At 52.8% G+C, this 12394-nt stretch carries 10 protein-coding genes; 9 read left to right on the top strand and 1 reads right to left on the bottom strand.

The window, feature by feature from the left end:
* Window positions 1–221 precede the first annotated feature (221 nt).
* From cmk to lpxK, 6 genes are all read left to right on the top strand, one after another.
* The gene (gene cmk / locus ACUTSW_RS07395; RefSeq protein WP_006324556.1) at window positions 222–911 is read left to right on the top strand and encodes a (d)CMP kinase; all 690 of its coding nucleotides are present in this window, start codon (window positions 222–224) and stop codon (window positions 909–911) included.
* A 181-nt stretch (window positions 912–1092) separates the two neighbouring features.
* Window positions 1093–2766, top strand: a complete 1674-nt coding sequence (rpsA, locus tag ACUTSW_RS07390; protein ID WP_004942650.1) for a 30S ribosomal protein S1 — start codon at window positions 1093–1095, stop codon at window positions 2764–2766.
* A 62-nt stretch (window positions 2767–2828) separates the two neighbouring features.
* On the top strand, window positions 2829–3113 hold the full coding sequence (ihfB, locus tag ACUTSW_RS07385) for an integration host factor subunit beta (protein ID WP_004942652.1): 285 nt from the start codon (window positions 2829–2831) through the stop codon (window positions 3111–3113).
* Window positions 3114–3367: 254 nt separating this feature from the next.
* Window positions 3368–5689, top strand: a complete 2322-nt coding sequence (locus ACUTSW_RS07380; RefSeq protein ID WP_445584049.1) for a ComEC family protein — start codon at window positions 3368–3370, stop codon at window positions 5687–5689.
* 35 nt (window positions 5690–5724) lie between these two features.
* Window positions 5725–7473, top strand: a complete 1749-nt coding sequence (gene msbA / locus ACUTSW_RS07375; protein WP_434462764.1) for a lipid A ABC transporter ATP-binding protein/permease MsbA — start codon at window positions 5725–5727, stop codon at window positions 7471–7473.
* Window positions 7473–8453, top strand: coding sequence for a tetraacyldisaccharide 4'-kinase (gene lpxK / locus ACUTSW_RS07370; RefSeq protein ID WP_445584048.1), 981 nt, complete (start codon window positions 7473–7475; stop codon window positions 8451–8453). The genes msbA and lpxK overlap by 1 nt, the downstream gene beginning before the upstream one ends.
* A gap of 1 nt (window position 8454) precedes the next feature.
* On the opposite strand, the gene hglS is transcribed toward lpxK, so the two are convergent.
* The gene (gene hglS / locus ACUTSW_RS07365; RefSeq protein ID WP_445584047.1) at window positions 8455–9861 is read right to left on the bottom strand and encodes a 2-oxoadipate dioxygenase/decarboxylase HglS; all 1407 of its coding nucleotides are present in this window, start codon (window positions 9859–9861) and stop codon (window positions 8455–8457) included.
* A 527-nt stretch (window positions 9862–10388) separates the two neighbouring features.
* Here hglS and cspE point away from each other — a divergent pair.
* From cspE to ACUTSW_RS07350, 3 genes are all read left to right on the top strand, one after another.
* Entirely contained in the window at window positions 10389–10598 is a 210-nt protein-coding gene (cspE, locus tag ACUTSW_RS07360) for a transcription antiterminator/RNA stability regulator CspE (protein ID WP_004942663.1), read from the top strand.
* A 220-nt stretch (window positions 10599–10818) separates the two neighbouring features.
* Window positions 10819–11040, top strand: coding sequence for a cold-shock protein (locus ACUTSW_RS07355; protein ID WP_006320799.1), 222 nt, complete (start codon window positions 10819–10821; stop codon window positions 11038–11040).
* A gap of 109 nt (window positions 11041–11149) precedes the next feature.
* Complete coding sequence (locus ACUTSW_RS07350; RefSeq protein ID WP_445584046.1) at window positions 11150–12376, top strand: winged helix-turn-helix domain-containing protein; 1227 nt, start codon at window positions 11150–11152, stop codon at window positions 12374–12376.
* Window positions 12377–12394: the final 18 nt, after the last annotated feature.

The raw sequence follows: 12394 nt of genomic DNA, 5'->3' as shown, positions 1-12394 counted from the left end.
ATGCCTGGTCGCCGAGGCTTCTTCTATACTTTTCTGCGGTTATGCGCTTATTTTCAACAACCAGACAGTTCCAGGGTAACAGTTCGTCTCTGGGCAGCGTATAATACGCCACCGTATCTGCCTCGATTGGGCAGGCGGCAGGGGCGTTCGTAATTATGCTTTCGCGTTGTGCTGACGGCAGGTTGCGTCCCTGTGAGGTTTTCTACCTGAAGGAGAGAGAAATGACGGCTACAGCCCCGGTGATAACCGTTGATGGACCAAGCGGCGCAGGCAAAGGCACTCTGTGTCAAGCGTTGGCCGAATCCCTTGGTTGGCGTTTGCTGGATTCCGGCGCGATTTACCGCGTGCTGGCGTTGGCGGCACTGCATCATCAGGTCGATATCACCTCTGAGGAGGCGCTGGTTCCGCTGGCCGCACATCTCGACGTCCGCTTTGTTGCCCAGGAAGGCAAACTGCAGGTCATTTTGGAAGGTGAGGATGTCAGTAATGAGATCCGCACTGAAACCGTCGGTAATACCGCCTCGCAGGCAGCGGCTTTTCCGCGTGTGCGCGAAGCTTTGCTGCGCCGCCAGCGCGCGTTCCGCGAAGCTCCCGGTTTGATTGCTGATGGCCGCGATATGGGTACGGTGGTGTTCCCCGATGCACCGGTAAAGATTTTCCTGGATGCCAGTTCGGAGGAGCGTGCGCACCGCCGCATGCTACAGTTGCAGGAAAAGGGCTTTAATGTTAACTTTGAACGTCTTTTAGCCGAGATAAAGGAACGGGATGACCGTGACCGCAATCGGCCTATCGCGCCACTGGTGCCGGCTTCCGACGCCCTCGTGCTGGATTCTACCAGCATGTCGATCGACGAAGTCATCCAGCGTGCGCTGACTTATGCACATGAAGTGTTAGCGTTGCCGCAGCAATAAACTGCAGCGACGTTATTGCTTTTTGTCATATTTGTCATAGCGGTATCGAACTATATCGGGTAAAATTTTACCCCTGTAACCTAAACCCTGTCGGCATGGAGCCAATGGCGGGGTATGTGAAACAACCCCATTCGGCGGGATGCTAAATGGACGTTAAACTATAGAACCCTGAAGATTAAACATGACTGAATCTTTCGCTCAACTCTTTGAAGAATCCCTGAAAACAATCGAAACCCGTCCGGGTTCCATCGTTCGTGGCGTTGTAGTTGCTATCGACAAAGACGTAGTACTGGTTGACGCCGGTCTGAAATCTGAGTCTGCCATCCCGGCTGAGCAATTCAAAAATGCGCAGGGCGAGCTGGAAATCCAGGTAGGCGACGAAGTTGACGTTGCGCTGGACGCTGTTGAAGATGGCTTCGGTGAAACTCTGCTGTCCCGTGAGAAAGCTAAGCGTCACGAAGCTTGGATCACGCTGGAAAAAGCTTACGAAGAAGCTGAAACTGTCGTCGGTGTTATCAACGGCAAAGTTAAGGGTGGCTTCACTGTAGAGCTGAATGGTATTCGTGCGTTCCTGCCAGGTTCCCTGGTTGACGTGCGTCCAGTACGCGACACTCTGCACCTGGAAGGCAAAGAGCTTGAGTTCAAAGTCATCAAGCTGGACCAGAAACGCAACAACGTTGTAGTTTCTCGCCGTGCGGTTATCGAATCCGAAAACAGCGCAGAACGCGATCAACTGCTGGAAAACCTGCAGGAAGGCATGGAAGTTAAAGGTATCGTTAAGAACCTCACTGACTACGGTGCATTCGTTGATCTGGGCGGCGTAGACGGCCTGCTGCACATCACTGATATGGCTTGGAAACGCGTTAAGCATCCAAGCGAAATCGTCAACGTTGGCGACGAAATCACTGTTAAAGTGCTGAAGTTCGACCGCGAGCGTACTCGTGTTTCCCTGGGCCTGAAACAACTGGGCGAAGATCCATGGGTTGCTATCGCGAAACGTTACCCAGAAGGCACCAAGCTGACTGGTCGTGTAACCAACCTGACTGATTACGGCTGCTTCGTAGAAATCGAAGAAGGCGTTGAAGGTCTGGTACACGTTTCTGAAATGGATTGGACCAACAAAAACATCCATCCGTCCAAAGTTGTTAACGTGGGCGATGTAGTGGAAGTTATGGTTCTGGACATCGATGAAGAACGTCGTCGTATTTCTCTGGGCCTGAAGCAGTGCAAATCTAACCCATGGCAGCTGTTCGCAGAAACCCACAACAAGGGCGACCGCGTTGAAGGTAAAATCAAGTCTATCACTGACTTCGGTATCTTCATCGGCCTGGACGGCGGCATCGACGGCCTGGTTCACCTGTCTGACATCTCCTGGAACGTTGCAGGCGAAGAAGCAGTACGTGAATACAAGAAAGGCGACGAAATCGCAGCGGTTGTTCTGCAAGTTGACGCAGAGCGCGAGCGTATCTCTCTGGGCGTGAAGCAACTGGCTGAAGACCCGTTCAATAACTACCTGTCTATGAACAAGAAAGGTACTATTGTTACTGGTAAAGTCACTGCAGTTGACGCCAAAGGTGCTACAGTTGAATTAGCAGGCGGCGTAGAAGGTTACCTGCGTGCATCTGAAGCCTCTCGCGACCGCATTGAAGATGCAACTCTGGTTCTGAATGTAGGCGACGACGTTGAAGCTAAATTCACCGGCGTTGACCGTAAGAACCGTGTAGTAAGCCTGTCCGTACGTGCTAAGGACGAAGCTGACGAGAAAGATGCTATCGCTACTGTTAACAACAAACAGGAAGAAAGCAACTTCTCTAACGCAATGGCTGAAGCTTTCAAAGCGGCTAAAGGCGAGTAATGACGGGGGGCGGTTTCTGACCGCCCCGATACGGTAGTTTAGCTGCAAAGCTTGGAGGACTCATGACCAAGTCTGAACTTATTGAAAGACTTGCTGGCCAGCAATCTCATGTACCGGCGAAAGCCGTTGAGGATGCAGTGAAAGAGATGTTAGAACACATGGCTGCAACGTTAGCCGATGGTGAACGCATCGAGATCCGCGGATTCGGCAGTTTTTCTCTTCACTACCGTGCTCCGCGCGTTGGTCGCAACCCGAAAACTGGTGATAAAGTTGAGTTGGACGGCAAGTACGTTCCTCACTTCAAGCCAGGTAAAGAGCTGCGTGACCGCGCCAATATCTATGGTTAATCACTGATTATCCATAGAGTTGTTGCTTGTAAAGAATATAAAACGGTGCCTCAGGGCGCCGTTTTTTTTTTGCCTGCCGCTCAGCTGTTTTCTGATTTCTTAGCCTTCCGTTCTGACTTTTTTTGCGTGCTACGCCGCAGCTTAGCATCAATAAATGAAACCATTATCGTTAACCTGCAGCCTGTGCCGCGAGCCGTCGCATTGCAACTGGCGGCTGCCTGAGTATGGGGGAACAATCCTGTCCATGGGGTGCGATGTGCAATAGTTGCACGTCCTTCTGTCGGACGGGAGAAAGGTCGATCAAAACTTCGCTGGATCTGGCGGTTATCGCCGTTGTCTGCGGCATTCTGCCGTTACTGGTGCTACCGCAATTACCCGATGCGTTAACAACTTTGTTGGTTGTTTTACCCGCTAGCTTGATGCTGCGTTTCCGTTGGGCGGGCTGTCAATTTATTGGTTGGGGAGCATTGGGATTTCTGTGGGCGACCTTCAATGCCGGTAATCTGGTGGCGCAAGTCGAACAACTGAGCCGCGGGCCGGAGGTGACCGCCGTGGTACAAGTTGCCGGTGTTACTTTGGTGCCCGCTGCGAGCAAACAAACGCTGATGCGTATCGAACAGGTTGACGGGCGCTGGCTAACGCCATCAATTGCCTTTACCACCGTTTGGCAGCCGGAAGAGCCGCAACTCTGTGCTGGGCAGCGTTGGGAACTCCGGCTGCGTCTGAGAGCGGTGCACGGAAAACTGAACGAGGGGGGCTTCGATAGCCAGCGTTGGGCGATGGCGCAACGTCAGCCACTGACTGCACAGGTGAAGCGCGCCAGGCTGTTGGAGGGGAGTTGCAACTGGCGGCAGCGTATTATCAGCCATGCCGAGAGCAACATGGGTGACCTGAAATATAAATCGGTACTGCTGGCTTTAGCGTTTGGCGAAAGAACCTCGCTGGACCCTGAGTTACGCACTCTGATGCTGAAAACCGGCATTGCGCATCTGATGGCGATTTCAGGCCTGCACGTGGCTATGGCGGCCATATTGATTTGGCTGGCGCTACGGGCGGTTCAGTTCTTGTTGCCTGCACACCTGATCGGCTACCGCTTCCCATTGTTAGCCAGTTGGTTTGGTACCTTGGCGTATGTCTGGTTGGCTGGCGCACAGCCCCCGGCGGTGCGTACTGCCTTGGCGTTGACGCTGTGGATGTTGCTGCGCCTACGCGGTATTCACTGCACTTCCTGGCAGGTATGGCTGTGGTGCGTGGGGTTAATTCTGATCTGCGATCCGCTGGCGGTACTGTCAGACAGTTTCTGGTTATCGGTACTGGCGGTGGCCTGCCTGATCTTTTGGTTCGAATGGATGCCGTTAAGTGCACGTTTCCGCTCTGCCTGGTACTGGGCACCGGTGCGTTGGCTGCACATTCAGTTTGGTATCACGTTGCTGCTGGTGCCGATGCAGGCCGCTTTGTTTCTCGGCCTGACGTTGACCTCTATGCCGGCGAATCTGTGGGCGGTACCTGTGGTTTCTCTGGTGACGGTTCCTTTGATTTTGATCGCGGTAATTTGTGGCGCTTTACCGCTATTGAGCGGCGGATTCTGGTGGCTGGCCGATTTGACACTGCTATGGGTGTTTACGCCGCTGCATTATTTGCAGCGTGGATGGATCGATCTGGGCGCCGCCTCGCTGTTGGTCAGCGCAGCGGGTTGGCTGCTGGTTATCTACTGGCGTTTTCACTGGTGGTTATGCTATACGGCAGGCTTGGCCGCTGTGGCGATATGTTGCGTGCTGTGGCGGGAAAAAGAACCCTCATATCGTTGGCGGGTCGACATGCTGGACGTCGGGCATGGCCTGGCGGTAGTGATCGAAAGAAACGGAAAGGGGATACTGTTCGATACCGGTGATCGCTGGGCGACGGGCAGTGCTGCGGAACGTCATATTTTGCCAATGCTAAACTGGCGGGGTATCGATCTGGAGCAAATTATCATCAGCCACGATCACCTTGATCATACCGGGGGCCTGGAAGAGGTAAGGCAAGCATTTCCTCAGGCCACGGTACGCAGCCCGATACTTGACCCGTTTCATTTACCCTGCGTGGCCGGCGAAAGCTGGCGGTGGCAATCGCTGCAATTTCAGGTGTTATGGCCGCCGAAAGCGCTAAAGCGACCGGTCAATGACGATTCTTGCGTGATCCGCGTTGATGATGGCCAATATAGCCTGTTGCTGACCGGCGACGTGGAAAAGCAAGCGGAAGCGCAGTTGCTCAGATTACAACGCGATCGGCTGGCATCCACAGTGCTTCAAGTTCCACATCACGGTAGCAGGACGTCCTCGACGCCGCCGTTTCTGCGTGCGGTAGCGCCGGAGGTGGCTTTGGCGTCCGCATCTCGTTACAACAAATGGCGATTACCTGCCGTTAAAGTTATCGCCAGATATCTGGCAAATGGCATTATATGGCGCGATACTTCGCGGTCAGGTCAGATATCCGTGCTTTTTTTCGACAACGATTGGCAAATTAAAGGCTTTCGTGAACAATTAATGCCCCGTTGGTACCATCAGCGGTTTGGCGTAGAGGGTGATAATGAGTAAAATAGGCCGCTATTTCTTCCGATGCTGGTATTTGCATGATGAATGATAAAGATCTCTCCACTTGGCAGACTTTCCGTCGCCTCTGGCCGATGATCACTCCTTTTAAGACCGGGTTGATTGTGGCCGCCATTGCGTTAGTGCTTAACGCGGCCAGCGATGCCTTTATGTTGTCCTTGCTTAAACCTTTATTGGATGACGGTTTTGGGAAAACCGAGAGCAGCATTTTGCTTTGGATGCCGTTGGCCGTCATTGGCTTGATGGTGGTACGTGGCCTGACGGGCTTCGTTTCCAGCTATTGTATCTCATGGGTGTCCGGTATGGTGGTGATGCATATGCGCCGCCGGCTATTTGGCCATATGATGAGAATGCCGGTATCCTTCTTCGATCAGCAGTCAACCGGCACGCTGTTGTCGCGTATCACCTATGACTCTGAGCAAGTGGCCTCATCCTCTTCCAGCGCATTGGTCACCGTGGTGCGTGAAGGCGCGTCGATAATTGCGTTGTTCAGCATGATGTTCTACTACAGCTGGCAGTTATCGGTGATTCTGATTGTGCTGGCACCGATCGTGTCTATCGCAATTCGCATTGTTTCCAAACGCTTCCGTAGTATCAGTAAAAGCATGCAGAACACCATGGGGCAGGTCACCACCAGTGCCGAGCAGATGCTGAAAGGTCACAAGGAAGTGCTTATTTTTGGCGGCCAACAGGTGGAAACCGAGCGCTTCAACTCGGTCAGCAACCGCATGCGCCAGCAGGGCATGAAGCTGGTTTCAGCATCTTCAATCTCTGACCCGATTATTCAGTTGATTGCTTCGTTAGCGCTGGCGTTTGTACTGTACGCTGCGAGTTTCCCTAGTGTGATGGCAACCCTGACCGCCGGTACCATTACTGTGGTGTTCTCGTCGATGATCGCCTTAATGCGTCCACTGAAATCGCTGACCAACGTCAATGCCCAGTTCCAGCGCGGGATGGCTGCTTGCCAAACGTTGTTCTCGATTTTGGATATGGAGCAGGAAAAAGATACCGGCACCCGTGAAGTGGCGCGTGCTAAAGGCGATATCGAATTCCGTAACGTGACTTTCTATTATCCAGGGAAAGAAACGCCGGCACTGCGTGATATCAATCTGAGCATTTCAGAGGGCAGAACCGTAGCATTGGTGGGCCGCTCGGGATCGGGCAAATCGACTATTGCCAACCTGCTGACCCGTTTCTATGACGTCCAGGAAGGCGAAATCCTGATGGACGGGCATGACTTGCGCGAGTATACCTTGGCGTCATTGCGCGATCAGGTCGCTCTGGTATCGCAAAACGTGCATTTGTTTAACGACACCATCGCTAACAATATCGCTTACGCTCGTGAAGATCGTTATAGCCGGGAAGAAATCGAGAAGGCTGCGCGCATGGCTTATGCCATGGATTTCATTGATAAAATGGAGAATGGTCTGGATACGGTGATTGGCGAGAACGGCGTGATGTTGTCCGGTGGCCAGCGTCAGCGTATCGCTATCGCGCGCGCACTGTTGCGCGATTGCCCGATTCTGATCCTTGATGAAGCAACTTCAGCGCTGGATACGGAATCAGAACGCGCCATTCAGGCCGCGCTGGACGAACTGCAGAAAAACCGTACCTCGCTGGTGATCGCGCACCGTTTGTCGACCATTGAAAAGGCTGATGAAATCCTGGTGGTGGAAGATGGACGCATCGTTGAACGCGGTGAGCATGCGGCGCTAATCGAACGGCGCGGGGTCTACGCACAGCTTCACCGCATGCAGTTCGGCCAATAATGATCGAGCGCATTTGGTCGGGTAGCTCATTGCTATACCTGCTGTTGTTGCCGTTGTCCTGGCTGTACGGTCTGGTCAGCGGTTTGATTCGGCTGAGTTATCGCTGTGGCCTGCGTAAAAGCTGGCGTGCACCTGTGCCGGTGGTGGTGGTGGGAAACCTTACCGCCGGCGGCAACGGTAAAACGCCAACGGTGATCTGGCTGGTGGAGCAATTGCAACAGCGCGGATACCGGGTGGGTGTGGTATCACGCGGTTATGGTGGCAAAGCGGCATCTTATCCGTTGGTATTGGATGAACACACTACGACCCAGCAGGCGGGCGATGAGCCGGTATTGATTTATCAACGCACCGGTGCGCCTGTAGCCATTTCGCCAAAGCGTGCGGAAGCGGTGCAGGCACTGCTGCACCAGCAGAAACTCGATGTTGTCATCACAGATGACGGTTTGCAGCATTACGCGTTGCAACGTGATTTTGAACTGGTGGTGATCGACGGCGTGCGCCGTTTTGGTAATGGCTGGTGGTTACCGGCGGGCCCGATGCGTGAACGCGCGTCGCGCCTGAACTGCGTGAATGCGCGGATTGCCAACGGCGGCGTGGCTCAGGCGGGTGAAATCGCCATGCGGTTGCAAGCGCGTGAGGCGGTCAATATCGCCAGCGGCGCGCGTCGGCCGGCGGCTGAGTTGCCGCACGTGGTGGCAATGGCCGGGATTGGCCATCCGCCACGCTTTTTCGCCACGCTGGAAAAGCTTGGCGTGGATGTCGAGAAAGAAGTCGCGTTCGCCGATCATCAGGAGTACCAACAGGCTCAACTGGCGGCGTTGGCGTCATCTGAGCAAACGCTGCTGATGACTGAAAAAGATGCGGTCAAATGCCGTATTTTTGCCCAGCCCAACTGGTGGTATTTACCGGTAGATGCGGTTCTTCCCCCCGATCAGGCTGAGTCGTTGCTGCAAAGTATCGAAGCGCTGCTGACGAAATAACTCAAACGGCCAGCGCGTTAAGCCCCAGAGCTTGCGCGCAGGCGTTTATCGAACGCTGTTGCGTTTGTTGATACAGCGCCAATTCATCAATCACCTCTGCCCCCAGTGCCTGCTCGAAAGCGGCACGGCTCGATGCTGCATTGTACTGAGCATGCCGGTTGTCACCCAGATTAGACTGGAAAATGCCTGCAGCGCTAACCGGTAAGAAGTCTTCATACACCAAAGGTTGAAAGCGAACGTGCTCCTGAGCTATCAGTTGTTCCAGCGTGCTGTTTTTATCCAGCGAGTCTTTGGCCGCCAGGCCGCACTCGGTAGGGAAATAGCGGAACCATGCCAGTTGCTGCTTACGCAAGGTTGCATAATCATCTGGAAACGCCTGGAAGTTTTCTGCCAGTAACTGATTGTACCGCTCGGCGTTCTTTTCACTTGGCGGTGCCTGCAAGGCATCGTTGGTAGCTTGCAACAGGCGGTCATACAGAGCGCGGCCTTTCGGGGTCAGCGCTACGCCACGTTGCTCGATTTCGCCAAAACGCGCGGTATGATGTCCGCCCGCGGTGCTGCCGTCATGTTCGACAAAGGCTACGCTTTCTTCCAGCGCTTTAAAGCTGGTTTGGCGTAGCAAAATTGGCCGACGGCGAGGCGGCGGGCCTTCGATAACGGCTTTAGGCGTGATTCCCCGACCGGGCATCGCTTGCTGGACGAGGTCGATATTCAGCGTGCGTGGCGTCAAATGGTTGATGTGCGGGCCCTTGAACGCCACTACGTCTGCAATCAGACGGTGCTGATCGTGCAATTGTTGATATTCGGCTGCACTGACGGTCGCCCGGTTGTGCCAACGAAAAGTTTCCAGCGCCTGTTCGATAAATTCACTGGCCTGGCTGTCATCCAACCCGCCCTGAGCTTCCTGCAAGACGATCAACTCCAGCACACGTTCAGTAAATATGCGGCGGCGGGCCAGCAGTTGCTGGGCCAACTGACGTAACGCCGGGCTTTCAATCAGCTCTAACCGTAATAATGAGGTGAAAACCCGGAATGGGCTGATCTGCAGCGCATCTTCATGTACTGCGCGAAACGCGGTGGAATGAACCGGAACTCCTGCCACGGCCAGGTCGTAATACCCGACCGGTGACATGCCCATGACGTTAAACAGCCGTCGCAGAGTAGCCAGCTCATCCGCCGTACCTACCCGGATTGCCCCGTGGCGTTCCATGGCCAGTCTTTCGATTTCACCGGTAATTTGTAATTGATGCGCCAATGCGGCATCTTCGCGCAGGACCTGTCGGTTGGTTTCCGCAACCAGTTCGAGCAAATCGCCATAGAGAGGTACCTCTTTTTGGTACATATCTGACATGGCGTGGGAGAACCTGGAGCGGATTTCATTCGGTGAGACGAACTGCTGGGCGGTCATGCGCATAGCTCCTTTATTCGGGATAATCTGAAAAATAGTATTTTTTGCGGTAAAAGTGCTGGCTGAAAGGCCATCCGCCTTGTTTTCACCCCAAGTTTAGCTATCTCGGTTGGGTTTTGTTATAGCTTGGACAAGCATATTGGATTTTTATGCGTTAGCTCTCATTTGCAATGGTCCTGGCGGAAATGACGGCCGTCCGGAAGGCAATGTTTCTGAGTGGGAACGGCAAAAATAAATTAATTAATCTATGCATAATCATGGACATAAAAACAAATTTGGCGGAATTATAAAAATATGCCAATAAATTGCTTGTGTAAAATCTAGATTTATGAGTAAATGCTTGTCGGCCTGTGATACAGACCTATTTATGTTCGAGTTTAGATTTAAGCAGTTCCTCCAAAAACGTTATCATCTGATTCCGCTTCAAAGACGAACCTTCTAAGTACCTCCCATAAGTAATGTTCCTAAAAACGGCCTAAATTGCCTTATGGCAGGTTTTGTATATATATTTAAAAGGTAAATGTGTAATGTCTAAGAAAACGGGTCAGGTTAAATGGTTCAACGAAAGCAAAGGTTTTGGTTTCATTGAGCAAAACGACGGTGGTAAAGATGTATTCGTACATTTCTCTGCAATCGCGACCGACGGTTTCAAAACTCTGGCTGAAGGCCAGCGTGTTGAGTACAGCATCCAGGACAGCCCGCGCGGGCCGGCTGCCGCCAACGTTGTTGCTCTGTAACTAAACAGGCAATGACGTAAAGAGATCTTAATACAACCATGATGAGGCGTTAATGCCGATTCATTGCGGAAGATATTAAGTTCAACAAGCCCGCGTAATGCGGGTTTTTAATTTTTTGCTCACGAGAGGTTTGTTACGAAAAACTTTAGGATGGGCTGGTAGCGTCCAACAATAATAAAAATAACGTTGTTAAGGATGCTCAAGTAAAAGGATATAAGTTATGTTTAAAAATACTGTGTTACAAATGGGCCGTGTGAAATGGTTTGATCAAGCTGCAGGCTATGGTTTTATTTCACCGGTAGATGGTAGCGACGAAATCTATGTTAGCCGTCGTTCTATCGCCAATACTAAAAATAAATCGTTAAACGAAGGTCAGAACGTTGAGTTCTCGATCTATCGCAGCTCCCACGGGCTGTCAGCGGCAGACGTCATCGCGTTCTGACCCACCCCTTCCTCGCCAGTGCCGGTGCCGCCACCCCAAGCACTGGCGAAGAAAAATCTTCTGATATCCACTATTATCGAGCAATCGCTTAACGACTTTGGATGTCAGGATGCTTACCCCGGTTATTTCTCTTGCCGCCGCCCGCGCGCTTCATCTTGCCGCACAAGGGCTATTATCCCCGATTAAACGCAAAGCCAAACCCGACGATGTGGTTACCGCCATTCAACGTATGGGATTACTGCAAATAGATACCATCAGCGTTGTCGCACGCAGCCCCTATCTGGTGTTGTTCAGCCGCCTGGGCGATTATCAGCCGGAATGGCTGGAACAGGCGCTGGCCAGTCGCCAGCTGTTCGAATATTGGGCGCACGAAGCCTGTTTTTTACCCATTGAAGATTTTGGTCTGTTGCGCCATCGCATGCTGCAACCGCAGGGTATGGGCTGGAAATATTCTGAAGAGTGGGTGAAAAAGCATCAGGGGGCAATGGACGATCTGCTGTTGCATATCGAAGCCAGCGGGCCGGTGCGTTCGGCAGATTTTAATGCCGAAAAAAGAGGGAATAGCGGTTGGTGGGACTGGAAGCCAGAAAAGCGCCACCTCGAAATCTTGTTCACTGCCGGTAAATTGATGGTGGCCGAACGGCGTAATTTTCATCGTGTTTACGATCTGACAGAAAGGTTACTGCCGCACTGGGATGATGAGCGTCATGCGTTACCTGCGGACCATGCGCAGCAGGAAATGCTTGGCAGGGCTTGCCGTTACCTGGGGATTTTCAGGGCTGAATGGTTGGCGGATTACTACCGTCTGAAGCGGGTTACGCCGAAAGTACTGCTGGCATCGCTACAGCAACGGGGCGAAATAATGCCGGTGGTCGTTGATGGGCTGGACGGCGATTTTTACGTGCATCATTCACTGGTGCAAGAACTGCAGTTGGCAGAGCAGGGGGCGCTAAAATCCAGTGTGACCACCTTGCTTTCTCCGTTTGACCCTGTGGTTTGGGATCGCCGACGTGCGCTGGAGCTGTTCGATTTTGATTACCGGCTGGAGTGTTATACGCCGAAGGAAAAGCGACAGTACGGTTACTTTACCCTGCCGGTGTTGCAACGGGGCGAGTTGATTGGCCGCATTGATGCCAAAATGCATCGGCGACAGGGCATTTTCGAAATTATCAGTTTCCACCCGCAGGCCAAAGTTCGGTTTGGCAAACAACGTGCACAGGATCTTCGGCAGGCAATTACGCGCAGTGCAAAATGGCACGGGGCCAAACAGGTGACGCTGGGGGATATTCCGGCACAGTTGGCCGTCGAATGGGGTGAAGGGTGGGAAGTGGAATAACGAGCGGCGTTGTTAGCG

The organism is Serratia sp. TSA_198.1 (assembly GCF_052686505.1).
The sequence above is the reverse complement of the archived record's forward strand: the minus strand, read 5'-3'. Positions and strand labels throughout refer to the sequence as shown.